Origin of the sequence: Herpetosiphon giganteus (assembly GCF_016907925.1) — a bacterium.
In the GTDB taxonomy this organism is placed as follows: Bacteria; Chloroflexota; Chloroflexia; order Chloroflexales; family Herpetosiphonaceae; genus Herpetosiphon; species Herpetosiphon giganteus.
This window is the reverse complement of record NZ_JAFBCZ010000003.1, coordinates 180,509-201,130: the sequence shown is the minus strand read 5'-3', so window position 1 is coordinate 201,130 and position 20,622 is coordinate 180,509. Positions and strand designations below refer to the sequence as shown.

General features: G+C 43.9%; 22 protein-coding genes and 1 tRNA gene. 7 read left to right on the top strand and 16 right to left on the bottom strand.

The window, feature by feature from the left end; all coding sequences use genetic code 11:
- Positions 1 to 30: 30 nt before the first annotated feature.
- Positions 31 to 966, top strand: coding sequence for an FtsK/SpoIIIE domain-containing protein (locus JOD20_RS03870; RefSeq protein WP_204754000.1), 936 nt, complete (start codon positions 31 to 33; stop codon positions 964 to 966).
- A 74-nt stretch (positions 967 to 1,040) separates the two neighbouring features.
- Here JOD20_RS03870 and JOD20_RS03865 read toward each other — a convergent pair whose 3' ends face one another.
- Genes JOD20_RS03865 through JOD20_RS03850 form a run of 4 tightly spaced genes read right to left on the bottom strand, consistent with a single transcriptional unit; the run spans position 1,041 to position 6,985 of the window.
- Positions 1,041 to 3,179 (bottom strand): helix-turn-helix domain-containing protein, encoded by a 2,139-nt coding sequence (locus JOD20_RS03865; protein ID WP_204753999.1) that lies wholly within the window; start codon positions 3,177 to 3,179, stop codon positions 1,041 to 1,043.
- 2 nt (positions 3,180 to 3,181) lie between these two features.
- Entirely contained in the window at positions 3,182 to 4,237 is a 1,056-nt protein-coding gene (locus JOD20_RS03860) for a TniB family NTP-binding protein (RefSeq protein ID WP_204753998.1), read from the bottom strand.
- 7 nt (positions 4,238 to 4,244) lie between these two features.
- On the bottom strand, positions 4,245 to 6,338 hold the full coding sequence (locus tag JOD20_RS03855; RefSeq protein WP_204753997.1) for a Mu transposase C-terminal domain-containing protein: 2,094 nt from the start codon (positions 6,336 to 6,338) through the stop codon (positions 4,245 to 4,247).
- Positions 6,339 to 6,346: 8 nt separating this feature from the next.
- On the bottom strand, positions 6,347 to 6,985 hold the full coding sequence (locus tag JOD20_RS03850; protein WP_204753996.1) for a TnsA endonuclease N-terminal domain-containing protein: 639 nt from the start codon (positions 6,983 to 6,985) through the stop codon (positions 6,347 to 6,349).
- 370 nt (positions 6,986 to 7,355) lie between these two features.
- Between JOD20_RS03850 and JOD20_RS03845 the strand changes: the two genes are divergently transcribed.
- The gene (locus JOD20_RS03845; RefSeq protein ID WP_204753995.1) at positions 7,356 to 7,685 is read left to right on the top strand and encodes a helix-turn-helix domain-containing protein; all 330 of its coding nucleotides are present in this window, start codon (positions 7,356 to 7,358) and stop codon (positions 7,683 to 7,685) included.
- Positions 7,686 to 7,875: 190 nt separating this feature from the next.
- On the opposite strand, the gene JOD20_RS26845 is transcribed toward JOD20_RS03845, so the two are convergent.
- The 7 genes from JOD20_RS26845 to JOD20_RS03810 all read right to left on the bottom strand — a co-directional run bounded on the left by JOD20_RS26845 (position 7,876) and on the right by JOD20_RS03810 (position 13,359).
- Positions 7,876 to 9,375, bottom strand: coding sequence for an SAVED domain-containing protein (locus tag JOD20_RS26845; protein WP_204753994.1), 1,500 nt, complete (start codon positions 9,373 to 9,375; stop codon positions 7,876 to 7,878).
- 18 nt (positions 9,376 to 9,393) lie between these two features.
- On the bottom strand, positions 9,394 to 10,284 hold the full coding sequence (locus tag JOD20_RS03835; RefSeq protein ID WP_204753993.1) for a CBASS oligonucleotide cyclase: 891 nt from the start codon (positions 10,282 to 10,284) through the stop codon (positions 9,394 to 9,396).
- Positions 10,285 to 10,287: 3 nt separating this feature from the next.
- Positions 10,288 to 10,788 carry a hypothetical protein gene (locus tag JOD20_RS03830; RefSeq protein WP_204753992.1) on the bottom strand — a complete coding sequence of 167 codons (501 nt, stop codon included), beginning with the start codon at positions 10,786 to 10,788 and terminating at the stop codon, positions 10,288 to 10,290.
- Positions 10,785 to 11,261 (bottom strand): hypothetical protein, encoded by a 477-nt coding sequence (locus JOD20_RS03825; RefSeq protein ID WP_204753991.1) that lies wholly within the window; start codon positions 11,259 to 11,261, stop codon positions 10,785 to 10,787. Before JOD20_RS03825 ends, JOD20_RS03830 begins: the two co-directional genes overlap by 4 nt.
- Entirely contained in the window at positions 11,258 to 12,199 is a 942-nt protein-coding gene (locus tag JOD20_RS03820; RefSeq protein ID WP_204753990.1) for an AAA family ATPase, read from the bottom strand. Before JOD20_RS03820 ends, JOD20_RS03825 begins: the two co-directional genes overlap by 4 nt.
- Before the next feature lie 140 nt (positions 12,200 to 12,339).
- A complete protein-coding gene (locus JOD20_RS03815) occupies positions 12,340 to 12,525 on the bottom strand; it encodes a YjzC family protein (protein ID WP_204753989.1) in 186 nt (61 codons plus the stop codon).
- A 90-nt stretch (positions 12,526 to 12,615) separates the two neighbouring features.
- Positions 12,616 to 13,359: a LexA family protein gene (locus JOD20_RS03810; protein WP_204753988.1), complete on the bottom strand. Its 744-nt coding sequence runs from the start codon at positions 13,357 to 13,359 to the stop codon at positions 12,616 to 12,618.
- Positions 13,360 to 13,740: 381 nt separating this feature from the next.
- Between JOD20_RS03810 and JOD20_RS03805 the strand changes: the two genes are divergently transcribed.
- Both JOD20_RS03805 and JOD20_RS03800 read left to right on the top strand, forming a co-directional pair.
- Positions 13,741 to 14,133, top strand: a complete 393-nt coding sequence (locus JOD20_RS03805) for a helix-turn-helix domain-containing protein (protein WP_204753987.1) — start codon at positions 13,741 to 13,743, stop codon at positions 14,131 to 14,133.
- A 72-nt stretch (positions 14,134 to 14,205) separates the two neighbouring features.
- Entirely contained in the window at positions 14,206 to 15,108 is a 903-nt protein-coding gene (locus JOD20_RS03800; RefSeq protein WP_204753986.1) for an ImmA/IrrE family metallo-endopeptidase, read from the top strand.
- 243 nt (positions 15,109 to 15,351) lie between these two features.
- On the opposite strand, the gene JOD20_RS03795 is transcribed toward JOD20_RS03800, so the two are convergent.
- On the bottom strand, positions 15,352 to 15,567 hold the full coding sequence (locus JOD20_RS03795) for a KTSC domain-containing protein (RefSeq protein WP_204753985.1): 216 nt from the start codon (positions 15,565 to 15,567) through the stop codon (positions 15,352 to 15,354).
- Positions 15,568 to 15,782: 215 nt separating this feature from the next.
- Between JOD20_RS03795 and JOD20_RS03790 the strand changes: the two genes are divergently transcribed.
- Positions 15,783 to 15,858: transfer RNA gene (locus JOD20_RS03790), tRNA-Thr, on the top strand.
- 47 nt (positions 15,859 to 15,905) lie between these two features.
- On the opposite strand, the gene JOD20_RS03785 is transcribed toward JOD20_RS03790, so the two are convergent.
- Positions 15,906 to 16,265 carry a single-stranded DNA-binding protein gene (locus tag JOD20_RS03785; RefSeq protein ID WP_110519544.1) on the bottom strand — a complete coding sequence of 120 codons (360 nt, stop codon included), beginning with the start codon at positions 16,263 to 16,265 and terminating at the stop codon, positions 15,906 to 15,908.
- Between the two features lie 124 nt (positions 16,266 to 16,389).
- On the bottom strand, positions 16,390 to 17,070 hold the full coding sequence (locus JOD20_RS03780; RefSeq protein ID WP_204753984.1) for a hypothetical protein: 681 nt from the start codon (positions 17,068 to 17,070) through the stop codon (positions 16,390 to 16,392).
- A 153-nt stretch (positions 17,071 to 17,223) separates the two neighbouring features.
- On the opposite strand from JOD20_RS03780, the gene JOD20_RS03775 reads away from it, so the two are divergent.
- Both JOD20_RS03775 and JOD20_RS03770 read left to right on the top strand, forming a co-directional pair.
- Positions 17,224 to 18,057 carry an alpha/beta fold hydrolase gene (locus JOD20_RS03775; RefSeq protein ID WP_204753983.1) on the top strand — a complete coding sequence of 278 codons (834 nt, stop codon included), beginning with the start codon at positions 17,224 to 17,226 and terminating at the stop codon, positions 18,055 to 18,057.
- A 23-nt stretch (positions 18,058 to 18,080) separates the two neighbouring features.
- Positions 18,081 to 19,832, top strand: coding sequence for a PA domain-containing protein (locus JOD20_RS03770; protein WP_204753982.1), 1,752 nt, complete (start codon positions 18,081 to 18,083; stop codon positions 19,830 to 19,832).
- Positions 19,833 to 19,877: 45 nt separating this feature from the next.
- On the opposite strand, the gene JOD20_RS03765 is transcribed toward JOD20_RS03770, so the two are convergent.
- Positions 19,878 to 20,255 carry a PH domain-containing protein gene (locus JOD20_RS03765; protein WP_204753981.1) on the bottom strand — a complete coding sequence of 126 codons (378 nt, stop codon included), beginning with the start codon at positions 20,253 to 20,255 and terminating at the stop codon, positions 19,878 to 19,880.
- A 61-nt stretch (positions 20,256 to 20,316) separates the two neighbouring features.
- A complete protein-coding gene (locus JOD20_RS03760) occupies positions 20,317 to 20,619 on the bottom strand; it encodes a hypothetical protein (protein WP_204753980.1) in 303 nt (100 codons plus the stop codon).
- Between the last annotated feature and the right edge of the window lie 3 nt (positions 20,620 to 20,622).

The window sequence follows — 20,622 nt, the reverse complement described above, 5'->3', positions numbered from 1 at the left end:
TGGAAGGTTCTTCGTGATATACCTCAGCGAATGACTGACGCTTGGTATGATAGTGATAGATCAACTCAAGGAGATACTGATAGTTTACCAACTATTGTACAAACAACATCTTTTCAGCCTCAAAAAATTCCTCTTACCTCTCCATCATTTGATATGGCATTAGATGTACTTCCATCAGATACCCTAACTTCATATCCTTTTCCATTAGGATGGTATATAGATGAAGTAGATGATGACAGACTATCCTTCCATTTAGCTTGTGCTAATCTATTAACAACCCATAGTATTGGTATCTTTGGGCCTAAGCGATATGGGAAAACCACTGTAGTTAATACAGGAATTTTATCGTTAATACTCAATAGATCTTCTAAAGAAATTCAATTTATTATTATCGATTTAAAAAACCTTGATTTTATGCAACTAAAGAATAGTTCTTACACTTATTATTATGCTTCGACTATTACAGATTTTGAGAAATCTATTGGATTAATTTATCAGGAAATTCTTAATCGTATAAAGTTATTTGAACAGTTGAATATTATTTCATGGAAAGACTATCCAGAAGATGATTTACCTCTTATCGTTATTTACCTCACAGATATTCCCTTACTCAGTCTCTGTATAGGAGAAGATACTCTCAACGAATGGATAAAAATGCTTATTACATTTGCCCCAAATTTTGGATTTCGGGTCATTATTGATAGTATTTATTCCAATCAAATTTATCATCAGTGGTATACACTACTTGATACTCATATTCTTGGACCGATTCCAAAGGAAATACATCCTATTATCTATAGATATACTACGAAGGATATACCAAATACTTCTATAATCCATACAAAAATGGTTCTAGATCTTCCATATTCATATCAAGGTTTATTTAGTATGATTAACGATAATGGCCAAAGAAAATTGATACGATCAATATACAGTAATGAAAGTTTAATCCATGAAAGTGATTGATATTGAAGTTAATTACTATTGAATTCGGTATATCCATCCTAAGATAAGTATACCGAATTCAATAGTATAAAGTTTTACTTATTCACCAGTTCCAAAATATCTTTTTTCCAGAACCATCGCTGTTTTCCTCCCATATCGTCAATATGATGTAATTTTCCACTTGCTACCCAGCGGTGCAACGTGGCCTTACTGATGTGTAGAACCTTCATGGCTTCGCCAAAGGTTAGGCGCTCAAAACGCCATTGGACTAAGGACGCCCTGTCAAAACGGTAAGCATGACTTCCATCAATATCCGGCCCTGTTACCGCAACTAATCGACCTATGCGTACCCAACTCTGAATAGTTATTTGAGAAATACTAAGTAGTTCAGCTGCTTGACGTGAATCAATATAGTTTGCAAGGAATATAGCTATATCGTTCTCGGCATAAAGATGTCTAATAGTTAATGTATCAGTCTGATCTGTAATTGGTACTAGTAAACCTGTTGCATATAATCGGCGTAGCGTTGTTGGTTTGCAGTTTAAGCGCTCACATACCGTATTAACCGACAGACTTCCTGAGCAAGTATTTCGATAGTCCGATTGGTACTGTGAGAAGTCGATAGTATGAAACCATAGGATATCAAACCTCAGCTCATCGATGGCACGGAATGCAGGTAGTATGCCCTGATAAATATCAAGAATGAGTCGAGGTAACCCTAAGTTATATAATGTCATGGAGCGCTGTCCGCGTTGAAAGTCAGTTATTTTATTAGAATTACGGTTACGTGTAGGAAGTTGTACAGGAATATGCTCCAATAGTCTTTTCATAGCAGTATCAATATCCCTAACGTCGAATTCCCATGTAGATTGGTTGTCAACAAGTGGCCCATGGGTTGCCTCAATGATTCCAGCTGCAACCAGCGCAACGACATGCCGTTTGCTAAGACCAATGTACTCAGCCACCTGATACAGTGTGAAATATTGCGAACGCTCAATTCGCAGTTTTTCAACGCTTCCTGCGTCAATGAGTTGCCAAATATATCGCTCTGGTTTTTCTGGTTTGGCAGTGGCTACGAGCATCCCCTGCTCAACAAACTTTTTGAGCCGTAGCTCTGCTACTCCTAACATCTTCGCTGCCTCTTTTTGTGATAACAGTGGAGGGTTATAGGTTGAAGTCTCGTGCTGTATTGCACGGTAGTAGCGGAGCCACGGCACCATGGCAGGATTATCATACATATTTTGGCTCACAAAATCCGCCCAGCTCTTGCGCAGCCATATCCAGTCATCTCCTCTGAAACGTTTCATTAGTACGGCTGGGAAAGAGTTAGAGATTCTGCTATCATCAGCATTGAGGATGCGTTCTAGCAAATCGTACCAAGATTGAGGCCAACCGTACAAAAGCTGACACATTGCAGTTAGAGCACCATGAACCTCTGCAATCGAAGCAGTACGGATATTCTGTGGAGGAAACTCCCAATGAGTACCTGTAAGAAGTTGCGACTGGTTCAATAGAGGGCTATGCCTATCATATATGTGCATTAAATTATACCCTCTCCATAAGAACTGTATGATGTGCGATTGAGGCGCGATAAGGAAAGGATGATCTTCAGCCAACTCTCCCACTGGATAAGAGGGTGCGAAGCCTAAAGCTCCCCATACTACATGTTGCAGTTGCAGACTATTTTTATGCTCTCTGATGGAGATTACGGGCAATTCGCCGAGGGGAGTAGCACAACTTTTGCACTTGCCTTCTACAAGATTTATCTGAAGTGGCTCCCGACAGGTTGAGCAAGTATCGACCAGGAGCACCTCATGAGTGAAACAGGTTGTAACCGGACGTGCTGACCATGGTATGAATAGCGTCTGGTGTTTAGCCCAACACCAAGGACATATTTTCCAGGTGTTCGATCCATGAATAAATGCATTCAAACCACCCTGATTCCAAAAAGATCGTTCTCTATCGACTATTCTTTGCTCAAAATGTCGAGGGTTATACATCTCACAGAACCTATGAACAGTCATCCTGTAGATTTGGATCGGAGACAACCCAGTTAATTCTGATAGGATCTCATAATTTTTCGGTTGCTTAAGGTGATCTAACGGTTCTCTCAAAGATGAGGGAAAGAAGTCAAGGTACCAAAGTCTTTCTTCATAATAGTTTACCCTTCGCAACCTCTCCATATAGCCTGATAGACTTTCCAGACTGTATGGTTTCAGGCGATTAATAAGCATTCTTAGCTCCTGATGACATCGCCCAACGTAGGGTCTGAAGGCTTCCTTTTACTTGCACGATTATTGGTTGCAGCCTCTCCCACTGATGGTGTATCTGATTTCTTTCTTGGCATCTCTGGCATATTAGCAGTAAATGGATTCTTAATATTGCGTCGATCCGGTGCTAAGTATTTCAAGAAAGCTTGGGATAAGTATTCTAGTGTAAGGTACTCTTGACCATCTATAAGAGCCATTGCTGTTGCACCTCGAATAAGTTTCATAAGATGGGCCATAAGTCCTTCGCTCGCCAAAAAGCATCGAAGGGCAACATTGAATGTGTGTAGATCTGACTTTGTTGCCTCACGGAGCGGCAATAACATTTGCAACTGAGTTAGAAATTTGATGAACTCAGCGATTGTGTTTCGCTGGTCAATGTCCCATTGAAATGGGGCTAGCAAATGAGAATCGCCGAAGAGTCGGGCGAGTTGAGGATTTGCGTCAACAACCTTGTTTGCCTCTCCCTCCAGTCCGACAAGTATGCAGGCGACCTTCGTGTCTTTGATCAGAGCTTTGAGCCAATTACTCACGTTAAGAAGAATTTTCTTGTTATCCCGATCAATGAAGTGCTGAACTTCATCAAGGATAAAAAGTTGAACTTGGCAATCACGAATTAGATTCTTTAATCGAATTGTTTTTCCATCAATAGTCCCTCGATCAGGACGTGGATCTCCTAGTCCGGTGAGAAGTGCCGTTAATAAAGAGGAGATAGTCGCGTATGCAGGTATTTCACCACATAGGATAGGGATAATTCTTCCAAACTCTGTTGTAATCGACTTATAGCGCTGCCTATAAGACTCATGCAGCTTTGTTTTTCCTGCTCCGGTTGGACCGACGATCAGTATACAGGGAGGTTCAGCACTATATGGCTGTGTATTGTGGCACTCTTCGATGAGTTGAAGCAAAGTATTCCAGCGGGGATAGTTAACGCGAACACCCTCAACATAAGGTAGCCTTTGCTCAGCAGGTAACAATAGGATTTCATCGTGCGAAAGATCTGGAAGTGGCTTATATGCAGTCATTGTTGCCTCACTTGTTGCTAAGAAGATTGTAGTCACCGCTCCATCCCGTCATGTCAAGATCTAAACCCTCCCCAAAAATCGCGGATAGGTCGGTAGCTGTTGATGCTGAAGGATTAGCATCAGCAGCTACCGAAGCCTGGGGAGGATCTTGAGGAATAGGTGGGAGGTCTTTATGATTTATGACTGGAAGTGTAGGTTGATCAGGAGAGATCGCGCCTACCACAGGTGAGGTTCCAATGTCCAAATATCGTGCTGCGGTTTTTCGCCCCTTGTTACGGCGGCTATTTATGTACTCATCAGCGACAATTTTTTGAATTTTGGCTTTTGCCGCAGCCAGACCCTCGATGTCAACCTCATTCTTCTCTGCGAGAGTAAAATTCTTAATGATTCTGTGCTTCCATAATGAAAGACCTTTTGTATATTCCTGATTTGCAGCGGGTACAGGAATTGAGCTGCCTGTGATTGGATCGATTACATAGATAGTGCTAATGTCAGATGGATCAAATTTAATTTTGACCCTCCGTTCGTTTTTCGGGAGGAGAGAACGCAGACGTGCTAATTCAAGATTACGATAGTAAAGACATTCAAATTCGATCCCGCTGCGCTGAATCACACGAGTCTCTGTTCGCATTAGCAGGATACGTGTTTCCTCAGCGCTAGTGTGTAAGGATGGGAGAATACCGCTGAGCATTCCCTCTTCCCATAGTTTGGCGGGCACTGCTTTCTTACTGCTATTCCATCGCTGCGCATAGATATCCAAGAGAAAGATGTGAAGGATCTTCAGAAAGGCTGCCAGTGACAGACATGCTTCTCCACCCGCATTGTAATCACCTTTCATGAGAACATTAGAGAATGTTGTCCCTGGCAAAAGATGAAGTAATCCTGTGTTTTGAGTCTTGAAGTATCGCTCTACTGCTGCCTTGAACCAAGGTGTGCGTACTGGCATTCTCTCTAGAATAATACCTAACTGACCACAGGCTTCTTCCAGGTCACGACCAATAAGCTCCTTAGCGTTATCTATAATCAATGTTTCAGCTAATCCATATACGGGCCATTGATGAGCAGTATCATATAACTTGCAAACATCCGGTTTAGGCAATATTCCATGAAGTAAGCAGCTAGCGACAGTGTAGTAACTGGGAGGTTCAAATCCGATGTAAAAACCAAAGGGCATGCCGCTATACACATCAAGAGCAAAGGTGAGGGTCGGTCGTCCGATTACTAACCCGTCTTCTTCATCAACAAGCAAGATATCAAGCAGAGTATGATCAATCTCAACACGTTCCAGGATACGGCTCACCGTAACTCCGCCAGTCACGGTTGCATCGGCTTGAGCTTCTACACGCGATAATCGCCTATGAATAAGCGAAGGATCATAAGCCTTAATTCGGCGATATACCGTTTTTGGATGAGGGTGCTTCAACTGCTCTGTTTTAGGACGTGTTCGATTGGCTTCAGCGATGAGGTTTACTACCTTCAGATATACATCATCAACAGTACGATGCTGTCGATTTATGGAGCATTCCGTTAGGGCTTGCTGGATAATATCGTTGACCTCGGCATTCAGCCGTGACTCACCCTTTCGAGAACTTCGATGGAATCGGGGCACCAAAGCTCTCAAATCATAGCCACTTTGCTCAAATAGTCGAAGCCACCTCTCGATGCTTTGAGGACTAATTGCTGTTCCCAATCCTCGGCTCTTTGTAGCACTTTCCTGTTCAGTGGGATTCAATGTAGCTGTATATGCTTGGATGTTCACGCGGGTACGCTCGGCCTCTGGTCTCTTCAGCAAGGGGAGGAGTAGCTGGTAGCGTCTCCAAGCTTCTTCACGCCAAGCTTTCGGTAACTGGCTAAAGCTCTCGTGGGTATACTCCGTTGCTAGAGGTTTCTTGGAATGATGACGCGCAATTGGCGAAGGAACCTCAAACACCAATTCCCCAGCCTTCCATAGTGCCACCAGTTCATCATAGGCGATGGTGGACTGTCCTCCGAAACTCTGATTTTCAATCAATAATTGGTTGTTGACGAGCATCTGTACAACCCGATAAACCTGCTCTTTAAACAGATACCGCGTGCCTACTCGAAACCGCATGCGTGCCATAAATCCTCCTATGATGGCGAAGCCAAGGTGATAAGACTTTGAGGCGATAGAGCTTGGTGAATATCAGCAGCAAGGATGTGATGAAAAATCAAGTGGTATATCGTAGCTACGGGAGTAGGGCTTACTCCCCCATCCAGCAGACGTTGAGCAAGCGCTGATAGAGATTTACCCTCAGGGATTTGAAAGAGGAGCTGACGAATATGCTCTACAATGAATAATGGCGGAGCCATGCGGGCATACCGCCACAAGAGCTTCAGGTTAGCGAGCTGACTGCCAACTCGAAGGTCAGCGTCGGTTATGACAATGTAGTCGCAGTCGTTTGCCTCGCACCAGGTTACACCAAGAGCGATTTGGCGCTTGGTGTGATCATCCTCCAGCCGAGAGGCTGGCTTGCATTCAATCAGCTCTCTGCCTGACTTGCGCGTAATCAGTACGTCAGGGGTGTAGGATCTCTGTTTACCTTCTGAGTCTGGCCCGGTAATCACCATTGGCTGTAGTTCATACCGAAGGACAGTTTGATCAAATTCGAGGAAGAAGAGAAGGTCGCGCTCAATCGTTGATTCGTAGTGGACAGTATGACCGTTTTTCAGGCTGGGGAAGGCACCAATAATATTGCCCTCTCGGTTACGAACTTTCCGGGTCGGCATAAAATCTCCGTCAAAGATTGACCTACGAGGGGAGTACGGTGTATCGTTTAGATGTGGATAGAATCGAATTTAGGACTATGGTGGGTGGTAAGATAAGGTCTTATTTTGAGACATGATGAATCACCTCTGTTACATTTTGTCTCATATTACCTACTATGCCCTATCTGTCAAGTCAACGCCGAGGGTAGCACACTAAGTCAATAGGTGAGTAAGACATACCGATCACTTGTGTTGGCAGAGGGGTTTTATACCACTACAATGGCATAAAAACGCATCAATGATAATGGAAAAGCGGCATATTCTTGGGCAATACTGCCATGGTGAATGATAGGTATGTCTTAGCAAGGCAATGGCTTAGCTTGAGGGTAGTATGAATACAAAGAATCCTGCTGATATCTTTCAAGAACGAAATACCGAAATAGGGCGCATTCTAAGCTTGGCGAGGCAGACCCAGAAGCGTACTGTGTCTGAATGCGCGCAACACATATCAACTTCGCGGCGGCGCTACACGGCCATTGAGAAGGGTGCAGCGGCTATCAATGTACCGGAATTAGAGGCGTTGATGCAGTTCTTGGGAGTACCAGTATCCGCTATCTGGAAGAACTCCGATGACATTGTAGATCATAGACATGTCACGGTTCAAGCATCTCCAGGAGAAAGGATTCAAGTCATTGTAGAGATCAAAGAGGCAGAAATCTAATGCCTCTTCACACCTATAAAGACTAGAATAGGCTCAATCTGCTTGGTCAATAAAGGAGGAGCTTATTGGTTGGTTTGGATCAATTCGTCTGCACCCCTACAATCAAATACAAGCTAGGTTTTCCACATAAATAAAACCCTATGATACGATCTCTATATGTATCATAGGGTTTTATTTATCCCATCAATAATCAACGCTCTAAAGTAAACAGAAAGGATGTGGCATAGCCTGGTTGTTGATTTTCCATTATTTGAATTTCTGAACAGACTGCATTAAGTTTATGGCCTAAAAAGCAAGCCCCACTAAGTGGCCCGTAGTAAAATAAAAGCAATTTTTTTGCCTTCCAATATTTGCAAAAGTTACGCATATGAATTTTTGCCTGATCTGCAAAAGCGACCACATCACCTGCACTCTGAAAGCAATCTCGACCCAATTCATGATTAGGTCGCAAAAAGAGTAATGCCGAAACTTTTTCGTTGCTTTCTGCAATATACGTCCTTACATCATCCTCAATTGGTCCAGTAATGCTGATTCCCACAGCAACTGATGATGAAACAAATCCTAATGGTTCTCCTAAATGTGGAGATTGATTATTGGTACTGTTTAATATAAAATCTGGGTTGGGTTTGGCGCTTGTTCGCCATAATTTTTCTTGCTGATCAATCTCGATCGTGTATCTTACCATTTCAGAGAAAGTATATCCGAACGCGAACCAAACTGATAACCGTGCTAAGCCTCTAGCTTTTATTAATCGAAATTTACTCATATTGATTTTTTCTTCTAAATCCTGAAGCTCCGGAAGTAACAAGCTATTCCAATTATTTGGGTCATTTAGTTGATGTCCTCTATTATGAGTTCCTACGAAGTGGTGACGCCAATCAATACGGTGATCGGGTGGAAGATCAAATTCCTGGTTTTTGATGGTCATCAAATATATTGTGATACATTTTTCTGAATCTAAAGACTTAAGTAAATCGTGTTTTCTTAATATCGAATCAAGTTCCTGAATATCAATCCTTTGTACTTTATTCTTTATCCAATCTTTAATAATACCAATTGCAACAAATAATGCATTGATATCAGATTTGAGTCCAAGGTTATCCATACGTTCTGATACACGTTCTTCCAACTCTTTGGTAGAATCATATCCAAGCCTCAAGCGTAAGCATCGAATGAATGATTTGAATGTAGTTTCATCTGCATCTATGTGCTTTTTCCAGCTTTCTCTTAGTTTTCCTATATCAGATTTCACAGATGCTTCAAAAAAATCCTCTGTAAAACTATTATCTTGGCCACTAATACAGTTCTTGAGTTTATCATTACTATCCCATGTCCAATTGCTTACCAAATAAATTTCGACTTTACGCTCAGGATCTTGTGTGGTTAATTGTCTCCAGCTATCCCAAAACTTTTGAAGGAAGCTGGTAGACCCAGGTTTATGGCTTATAAAATATTTCGTTGAGTAAACATCCCTTTGGTCTACATGGTATTTCAGTTGGTAGAACTTATCTGGTATATCGGCATCAAGTTCATGAAGAATCGTAACATCATCAACCGATGCCGCTAACTCATCCTCAACAGCTACTAGCCGAACTTTCGTTTGGGGCATACGCAGTTGGAGAACGATCCACCAAGCATAGAGATGTTGATAATCATCGCCACTTAATCGTGCTGCAACCTGATTTGCCACTACCTACCTCCTAATCATTTATGACAATGGAAATCGTGGACCAAGCAGATCGCGCCAGGCACGGAGAGCTGCACCGTTTTGATTTGACCTCTCAAATTTAATAGCATTGGCTGCTTGTCGTTCGGCAGTGAGCAATGCCTCTCTTGCTCCACGACGCATCTCTTGCGTCATGCTATCGCTGACATCAGGCCCTAATCCTGCGGGATCAGGCCAATTTTCATTGATTCTTGTGGCAAGTGTAGCAAAGAAAGCCTGCATTTCCCGACTATATGTGCCTCCAAACGGTGGATTTAAAGCTTCGAGAGCTATAACTTCAATGAGGAAGGAGGGTTTGATAGGTTTATTATTGTAACGATTCCAAGATTTCATCATGCGGACAAGACCTTTCCATTCACCAGAATATGCTTTTTGAGATTCTACAGCTTTTCTTGCATGTATTTCTGGATCAGTCGCTGTCCAACCAGATGATGTGGATGTATCAGGAATCTCATAGTGATCACCTTTAACGAAGGCTGGTACTACATCAAAGCTCATAACAAGCCCATCTGTATCACCATTAACTTCTTGGATTCCAAAGGATACTAAGACAGAACGGCGCTGGCAAGAGACATTAGATTGACCATACTTATTCACTAAAACCTTCTCAACATCAGCGAGAAGGACTGAGGGGTGCTTATCTCGATAATGTTTCTCGTTTTCGGAAAGAACACAGAATATATCAACATCTTTCAGTGGCTTGACCTTCGTCCAACGCGCGTAAGAACCAGTGAGGAAATCACGATCAATGGAGAAGGCTGTATTCATTACCTCCCGAATATCCTTTTGCCGCCTTGAAGCATCTTTCTGGTTTCGTTCTGTAAGTTCCAGCCGACTGCGGAATTTCTTGAATGCTTCTTGAACCGTAAGCATTGACTATGCCTTTCTCCAGTAGGTAGTGCCAGTAGATAAACCACTTCCATCGATAGCCGTTCCAATACTTTGTCTTATGAACCCATCTGTTGAACGCAATGTAGCATTAGACCAGCCAACTACATCAGGCCTACCTGGTTTATTTGTTACAATAATCTGGTAAGAACAAGTGCTTGGCCATGCCCCAGACTTCTGGATATGGTACTTGATCGCGTCGGGATCAACCCAGAAGGCACCATCGCCAGAAAAACCGTAGTAAATCTCAAAATCCCAACGACCGATTAATTTATTAGTAGTAGGGTTATATACCTCCAAGTGTACTTGTTGGAGATGCTCGGAGTTCAACCATGCTTTGATTCCCCGTTCTAGTGTATCCCACTGACTAGTAAATTTCTCAGGACTCAGACCACTCCAACGGATAATATTCTTGATAGAGGTAAGCATCTTGTCTGTCACGTAGGTGACGGACTGGGTATAAGTGTTTACTCGAACAGCAGTACTCATGGTCGAAAGAATGCCTCCATATTAATATCACCTGTTGACTGACTCTTAGAAGAACTCGTGGTATCTTCTTCCACAAGAGGACTAAGCATATCGCGTGCTGTTATACGGGTAGAGTGCTTTTTTAAGGCAGCGTGCACCCACTCCAGATCATCAGTTTGGCAGGGAAGTGATAACTGCCAGTTTCCTTCGGTTGGATTAAAAGCGAAAGGGCTCTCTTTTGCCTGATCACCCTCTATTGCATCATCATCGTACAGACAATATATCCGTATACGAGGACCAGATCCATAAACAATAATCGGTGATGACTTTGTTGCCTCATCTGCAATTATGAGGCTAGCGATATTCGCTACAGCAGCCAATTCTTTTCTTGCGGGATTACTGTTTTCAGCAGCAAGAAGTTCAATAACGATGCCCCAAGCATCCGATGCAGAACGCGCTGGTGTGGCAATGATTCTGCGCATCATGACAGTCATGCGGTCAACTCCTTATTCTGGAGACTATTTTCCTTCACTTCCTTAGCCGCAGCAATCAAGTTTTCAATGGTTAGTTGGCTCGGATCTAAAGCTGTACTGCGATTGAATGCACATGCACTTATTACCATTTTCCTAATCTGTCTCCCATCCAAACCATCGCAAAGTGCAACAAGTGCATTGAATTTCTGATCATTTACGAGTCTCCCAATAGGAGGGTAGGTATTTGCTAAACCATGCAATGTGGACTGTAGAATTTCCCTACGAGCTTCTTGATCTGGACGGTCAATGTTAAGAATAAGGTCGGCACGGGACAGGAATGCAGTATCTATCGCCTGAGGAAAATTACTGGTGGCAATAAACAACATCTTTGGATAACGCATAGCTAATTGATCTAGTTGGGCCAATACTGCATCAGTAGCTCTGTGTACATCAACGGGATTAGCTTGCAAACTGAGCTTACTACGATCGGCGGCTAGTGTTTCCACCTCATCAAGCAGCACGATTAAAGGACCTAATGAAGCTTGCTCTGCTATCGTTTCCCCAAGCAATTCAGTCACAGCTTTTTGACTCTTTCCTAAAGCTGAACTTGCTAGTGCATGAGGTTCAACCTCAATATATCGATAGGCGTCTTTTGGAAAGGCCTCTGCAATACGAGAAGCTAAGCCACGGGCAAGTGAAGTCTTCCCTGTACCAGGAGGCCCAACAAGAAGAATAATTCCATGCAGTGGAGCAATAGAGCGGTCAACTTTTGCTCGAAGAGTGAAGTTGAGTAATGCCTGACAGAGCAGACGAGTTTTGGATTCCTGTTTCAGGATAATCGTATCCCACATTTTGGTGAAGGCTTCATCAGGCAAACGACGACTATCAAGAATACCTTTTGCATCAACTGTCCAATCGATTGGTGGTTGATATGAAGTGTTACTATCGTGTGAATTCAAGATGTCTCCTTTGAGCTAAAAAAGGCTGAATAAGATATTTAATAGTACATAGATATATTTACAATGGCTAATACTAATCAAAATTATCTCGCTCAGCCAATATGTTGTTCCTTACTGTTATCGAACGAAATTGATATGTTTTAGGATTTTGGAGGGCCCTCTCTTTCCCATGTTCGTCCAGGTTTTTGAGTTGGTGGTAGAGGATTATCACCAGGTTCAATAGTCACACGCCGAGGGTTAGGAACCTCGCCGCCACGAGGTCCTCGTTCGACATATTCACCTGGTTTTGCTGGTTTCTGGCCTGGCTTTTGTGTGCTCTTCGGCATAATTAAAATTCCTTTCAGGGCTAAGAGTTCTTATCCATCGTTATTCAACTGTATATTTTCTACCTTCAGACTCTAAATCAATACCTGCTGCTATTTAATGGATTGTCGCCGTAACTCTGTCATAACGCCAATAATCTGCATCGCTGGTGGTTTAATAGTTCCTTGTGAGCCGCGGAGACAGTTCAATTGTTGATCCATTTGCTTGAGAGTAATATGATCCAGAGCTGGTATGTGAGCACTTTCTGAGCTATTTAATGCACTTTCCAACCGTCTATGCCAGTCAGGTACTTCTACATCAGTACCTTCAGGTACTAATACTGCGACAATTTGTCCATCAGACACGTGGTCGAATAAATCTACTTTACGCATAATGACGATATCGCCATCACAAATGTGATAGCCAATCATGCTTGTACCACGAACTTGGAGTGCAAAATGAGTCTCAGGGTTAAGGTGATCAATTTGTAAGTAACTATTCTCAGGCTCTTCAACTAGGATTGCAGGCCCGGCTGCAATGAGGCCACGGTAGGGAATTCCTTGTAATAGGTTAGCTTCGTCTTCCTCTCTAATACCCAAGAGATATCGCGCATGATATCGTCCTGCTTCTGTTAACAGCCAATACCCTCGCTTTACTGTTTCTTGAACAAGTGGGTCTAATCGACCAGCGTTTCGGTCAACTTTCGCAAGGTCACTGAGATGTCCACTGATGGTGCTTGATGAGAGGCCAAGTTTATGGCTAAGTGAGGTAACACTTAACCGATGCTTATGTTTCTCAGCAATATAGAGAGATTTGATTAGACGATCCTTAGATTTACCGTTTTCGCTCATTCCCATCTGTAAGTCCTCAGATACTAATGAAGAATAATTAGAACCCTTTATCAAGAAATACTACCTACAAAAATAGAACATATGTTCTTATTTGTCAATCAAAATACCTTTTCGTCGGGAAAGTTTGGATTATCTCTAAAATTATTTTGAGATAGATTTTGATTATACTGAATATTCATTTGCATAGTACAGTTGTCATTCAGTGGTCATGAATTTATCATGAGCCATTCTTAATGTCAATTGGTTAGTAAAATGCACACTGTAGTTGACAAGAGGTAATTCATGGCTTAGCATAGGGAAATAATATTGTTATCCACATCAAGAGACTTCAATCTTTGTTGGTAAACTTCGGTTTTATAGAAGATCACAGGCCCAAGGAGGGTTCCAATGAATACACATGAACTCGGGTTCCAAGTTCATTCACGACGTAGAGATTTAGGTATTAGTCAAGAAAATCTCGCAAAACAAGTTGGTATTTCTAGAAATTATATTTCACTAATTGAGAGGGGTGCAGCTTCTAATGTGTCAGTAATAATTATTACTAACCTTGCAAAAGCCTTAGGAACAAGCACATCTGAATTAACTGGAGAAATAGAAAACTCAGGTATTGTAATTTCAAGTTCATTAAGAACATTTGCCCGAGAAGATAATCTTGGATTTGGAGTAGTTGAAAAGTTATTAAGTATACCTAGAAGAGGCAGAGAGCCAAAAACATCTGATGAATGGCGACAACTTTATAATAAAGTCAAAGATTATCTTGATGAAGATGATGAAGAATAATATATAAATTAAATTATTTATATTCGAATTATATATTATAATATTCATTCTTCTTTATTAGGAGAAGAAACTATGTACATGAATCCTGGGAAATTATTTATCCAAACAAAGGGTATTATAAAAACTCGTGATGATGTTCTCCAATATGCACAATTTCTTCGAGAGAAGGCAGGACTAAGCGATATTCCTCCAATTAATCTAAACAAAATCTATGAATATTTTAACATGCCCATGCCAAAGGTGGATGATTTGCCAGGACAACAAGGTCTTCTAATTCCCAAAAAGGGACAGATAATCGTTAATGCTGAAGATCCAGTCCTAAGGCAACGTTTTACCGCTGCACATGAGCTTATGGAAATTCTCTTTGATGCTATACCAAGAAAGTTTATAGGAGGGCAACGTTGGTATGGGAATTTCTCTTTAGAGGAAAAAGAAACTCTCTGTAATCTAGGTGGTGCGGAACTTCTCATGCCACAATCTACATTCCTGCCAGAACTGAAAACTTATGGTATTTGTTATAAAACAGCATTGAATCTAGCAAAAAAATATAACGTATCAGTGGCAGCAGCATTAGTAAATATGGTATTAGTAGGATCTGGCAAGCATGCTGTTGTTTTATGGAGTTGGAAGAATAAGCCTTCGGAAATTTCCAACAAGTCATGTGATGAACAACTTTCACTATTTCCCGGAGTAAAGAGAAATGTTCCCAAACGGCTTCGAGTTGAATGGGTTATGACTAAAAGTAAGGATATTTTTATTCCTCGTGATAAATCTGCATCAGATGAATCATCGATCTGTGAGGCAGCAACAACAGGAGTTTTTACTGAGAAGTATGAATATTTGTACTTAGGGAAGGTAGGAGGATATTATCGTTGTGAGAATTGGCCTTTTATGGTAGGCAATGAATGGCAAGTTCTTTCTCTACTTCACTTACCTGGTGATGATCAATTTTGTTGCATGGGAATACGTGACTAAAGAAGATAACATTGCCAAAGTCTCAACTTTCAAAGGCTTAGTTGATGTTTAATATCTTCGTTTGGTTTGGATTAATCCGTCTGTCCATAGCGACAGGTTTGGATCAATCTGTCTGCACTAATAGATCAAATCGTGTGTGAATAAGAGGTGGGCTTACGGCTAGGTTTGGATCAATCCGTCTGCACCCCTACAAATAGTCAACCAAAACAAAGCAGGGCTGGCAATTGCCAGCCCTGTTGCTGTTTAGCGCGAAACTTTCCGATACATAAAAGCGCCTCGGATATAGCCGTTGAAATAACTGCCATGAGAATCGGCCTGCATCAACTCGTTATAAATATCCTCGGGTACTTCAAAATACTGATAGATTGAGCGGTTTTGAAATTCGATCTCTAAGGTCTGGTTTGTCGCATCATAGCCAACCGAAGCCAAATTTGATGAATCAACAGGAGTTCGTTTCATACCCTGCCTCCGCTAAACACGCTAGTTGGCTGATTGTATAAAGTTTCTAGCAGTTTGGCTACTGGCTCAAGGGTCGAGGGGCCAGTGCGCAGGGGCTAGGATTCAGAGCTAAAACCTTCAATCTTCTAAGGACATATGCTCTATGCTCTATGTTCTATGTTCTTTTGTGGTATCTTGACCAAACCACGATTCATGCGTATAATAATTCGCGTTAAGCCGCATTAGCTCAGTTGGTAGAGCAACCGCCTTGTAAGTGGTAGGTCGTCGGTTCAAGTCCGACATGCGGCTCCAACCAACAAAGCCCTCAGCAAATCTGCTGAGGGTTTTGTCTTTTAGGCTTATTCGTCGTTGCCGTAGCTATCGAGAAACAAAACTTCATCGGCGCGGACGACGGTTTTAGAGCGGCGCTGACCGCTGTCTTTGTCTTCCCACGAGCGGGTGTGCAAGCTGCCAACTACTCGAACCCGACTACCTTTGTGCAAACGATCTTGGCAAATATCGCCAAGCCCATTCCAGGCTTCGATCGTCGTCCATTCGGTATCGAAGGTTTGCTCGCCTTGTTCGTCTTTGCTGCCAAAGCGCTTGGTCGCCACATTGAAATCGCAAACCCCAACTCCCGATGGCAAAAAGCGTTGGGTTGGTTCGCCGCCCAGCCAGCCGATCAATTCAACTCGATTTACGGTTCCTTTAACGTTCATTTGAAACTCCTCTGGTTTAGTGTACTTACTCAGTTGCCCATAGTTAGAGACGCAGATTGTGAATTTTTGGCTAGCCAATAGTCATTATTTTTGCTTGCGTATGGGCTAGCCAGCGATAGGACTTTTAGCGGCGTAAGCTGCGTTGTTGCAGTTCTTGCAACAATGCACCTGCTTCGTTGACCGAAAGATCGTCGAGCTGCTGCGCGCCGAAGCGTTGGCGAATTTCAGCGTTCAGATCAACGCCTTGTTGACCGGCGACCCGTTGCAGCGCTGCCAATTGGCGGGTGCTGGCTGGTGGTTCGCTCGCCGTCGATTCGAGCATGTTGCTGGTGCTGTTGGCACTTGGGCTAGAAGCGACCGCAGCCGCAGCGCTCGCTTGGCTGGTTGCTGGCTTTTGATCTAATTGCTGCTTCAAGCCATCGATAATTTCCGAAGCTTGGCCTTTGGTCAGGGTTTCGTAGCTTGCATTGTGTTCTTGCAAGGTTGCCTGCATCTGACCATCGTTAATTGCCAATGTATTGATCAAATACTCTAAGTACGAGCGTTGTTTTTCGCTCGCAGGCGAATCGGGGTCGGCGATGCGTGGCGTATTGATCGCAGGGTGAGCATCACGCAAGGCATTAATTTGGGCCTCGACCGCTGCTTGTTGAGCGCGAAAGATGCGCCAGCCGGTTTCGACAGCTTGACTGATTGCTGCATCATCAGCCGTTGGAGGGAGTGCAATTGTCTCTTCAATCGTTATATAATCATCTCCTGAGCGAATTGCAGCGCGGTAGGTGCGGGTTACTAAAGCTTCCTGTTCCATCGTTTGTACTCCAGTTCAATCGTTAATACTCATCCCAGCGTTTACTATCACGACCCGCTTGGTTTTGAGATGAGTATAGCTGACAGTTGTGTCAAATAACGTCACAAATCGATCTTGCTGGCCGCGAAACACCCCTAAACTATGGAGGATGCTATGTCAAGCTTCTTAGCCGATGATCAAAACCCGATCTTTTACACTGACACTGGCGGCCAAAAGCCAGCAATTATCTTTATTCATGGCTGGACGAGCGCAGGCTCGCACTGGGTTGGCATCACCACAGCGCTGCGCCGTTGGTATCGCTGTATCGCCATCGACCTGCGAGGCCATGGCCGAACTCCAGGCCAAGGCTCGCTGACCATTGCGCGCCTAGCCCAAGATTTGCATCAATTAATCGAGCACCTCAAACTTGAAAAACCAACAATCGTTGGTTGGTCGATGGGTGGTTTGACCACCTTTGAATATGTGCGCCAATTCGGGGTCGATAACCTCAAAAGTATTGTTTTAGTTGATCAGACCCCGTGTATGCAAACCAGCACAGAATGGACCATGGGTTTGTTCGGGGCTTACACCGCCGACCATATCACCAGCATGCGCCAATTGTTTGAAAGCCAACAACGCCGAGTGTTGCGCCGTTTTGCGATGGGCGTTGTGCATCCCAATCGCGCGCTGTTGCGCTTTGCCACTTGGTTCACTTCGCCCTATCGTCGCAACTACGATCCCAAAGCGCTTTTGCCCTTGGCCGAAGATATGGCTGATCGTGATTATCGTGATTTGTTGGCAACGATGGATGTGCCAATTCTGTTGTGCTATGGCGCGCAAAGCTGGCTTTACCCAGGCAAAGTTGGCGAATATTTGCACGAACACTTGCCGCAATCCACCTTGATTCACTTCGAACGCAGCGGCCATTGCCCACCGTTCGAGGAACCAGTTAAATTCATTCGCACGATTTTTCAATTTATGCGCCAACAACCAGCAAGCCACGCATAAACACTATGCTGAGAGGAGAACAAATGTTGTTTCAACGTCTATCACGCTGCTTTGGTTTGGCAATCTGCCTAAGCTTGATTACTGCCTGCGCCAGCCAAAATGCCACTCCTGTACCGGCGACCGAGCTTGCCCAAAATCCAACTGCGCTGCCAACGCGCAGCGATAAAGATAGTCCAAATCAAAACCCGACTAAAACGCCGCGTCCAGCTGCCACCGCAACACCAATTATCAGCGGCCCGCACTTTGAGCAAGTTGGCGGATTGCGGCTCAAGCCGCCGATCGAGGGTCGTCACGCCGATCTTACCCTTTACAACGATTTGGTTTTGCTGGGCATGCAGCCAGGTTCATGCCAACTCGAAAATCGCATCACATTAATTGATGTGAGCGATCCACGCCAGCCAGAAGTTGCTGGCTACTCGCCGGTGGTCAAAAATGTGTCGCTCGAAGATATGGATGTGGCGCGGATTGGCGATCAGGATATTGCAATTGTGGGCATGCAGCCGTGCACCAGCGAAACCAAGCCAGGTATTCAAATTTTGGATATTACCGATCCAAGCAAGCCTGTCGAATTGGCTCGTTTTGCAACCACCCTCGGCGTGCATGAGCTTGATCTGACCGTCAACGCAAGTGGCCAAGCCTTGGCCTTGCTTGCAGCACCAACCAACAACTTGTTTGGCTCAACACCTATGGCTGAGCATCGGGCTGAATTGTGGATTGTTGATTTGAGCACGCCGAGCAAACCAACCAAGCTCAGCCGCTGGGGTATTGATCAAAAGCCCGGTTGGCAAATGCTTGATTATGCTGATCAGACACGTGGTAACTTCCCTGGAGTCTTTTTGCATAGCGTTCGGGCCAGCAGCAATAGCCAACGCGCCTATCTCTCTTATTGGGATGCAGGCGTGATTATCTTGGATATTCAAGACCCTGCGCAGCCAATCTACCTTGGCCAAACGCCCTATCCTGCGCTTGCTGAGGGCGATGCGCACTCGGTTGTCGATTGGAATGACGGGCAATTGTTGGCCTTGAATAATGAAGATTTTAGCAATGCCCAAGTCAAAATTAGCCACCCCGCACTTGCCGAGCCTGCGTATGCCCGTAAACTGCCTTTTGGCGAAAAGCTTGATGCGCCCTTGAGTATCGAGTTTGTGGTGCTTGAGCAAGCCTGCGATCCCAAGGCCGAATATCCCGATTTTGCTGGCCACTTTGTGTTGATCGAAATGGCGGGCTGTTCGATTGAGCGTAAGTTTATCGTGGCTCAAAATGGCAAGGCAGCAGGTTTGTTGCTCTATGCCAACAAGCCTTACCAAGAGCTACCATTTGGCGATGATGTTGATTTAATCACTGATTTTAATTTGCCGATGTATTTGCTGAGCAGTACGACCGCTGCGGCCTTGCTGAGCCAACCTGAGGCCAAGGCAACAATCGAACAGTATTTTGATGGTGGTGGAGCAATTCAATTCTTTGATCTGAGCGATCCGAGCAAGCCAGTTGAAATTGGTCGTTATAACACGCCAAATTCGATTGATGCGAAGCGCGCTACCAACCCAACTGTGCATAATTCCGAGATTCAAGGCCAATATCTGTATGCTTCGTGGTATCGCGATGGCTTGCGTATGCTCGATATTAGTGATCCCAGCCAGCCCAAAGAGGTTGCAGCATGGCCAAACGGCAACTCGCCAAGTGTCAATTTGTGGGGCGTGCAAGTGCGCGATCAATATGTATATGTCAGCGATTTTAGCTATGGTTTATATGTGTTGGAGTTTCACGCCGAATAAATTAAAATACAGCTCGCATGATTTTTTCATGCGAGCTGTTTTTATTTAACGAGCAACAAAGGCAGCCAAAACAGCTTGCAACTGATAAATATTGATCCGGCTATTGAATTGTTTTTGAATCGGCACAGGATTGCCCGAAATCCAAATTTTCAACTCGGCATCGAGATCAAAATGGCCAGCGGTTTCGATGCTAAAGTGGGTAATACTGCGGTATGGAATCGAATGATATTCGACTTTGCTGCCAGTAATGCCTTGTTTATCGACCAAAATCAAGCGTTTATCGGTAAAAATAAAAAAATCGCGAATGAGTTGATAGGCTCGTTGAACTTGTTCGCCCCACGCCAGTAGTTGGGCAAAATCGCGTTGCGCTACTTGCGGATCGACTTCCGAAGCGTTGCCCATTAATCCATCAAATAAGCCCATAGTAGTTCCTCCTGTTGTGGTTCGCTATGGGTTTATACGCCGCAAGCTGGCGATTGTTGCGTTAGCGGCCTAGCTCAGGCTCGAATAATTCGCAGCGGCCACACTGCGGGCAAACATACATTTCAAGCCGTTCGCGCTTGATGAAGTTGCCAACTGCGCCCACCAAGGCTCCAGTTAAGGACATGCCTTCGTGGAAATACTTTACGCCACGAAATTCGAGCGCCGTATCGCAGCGTAAACAAGCGACTTGGCGCTCGCCAATTGGGCTAGCTAAGGCCAACGAGCCATCGCGCAGCCAGCCACACGTTGCGCATTCTTCCCAGTCGTCGGCGACATCAGCGCCACAATAACTACACTGTTGCATCCT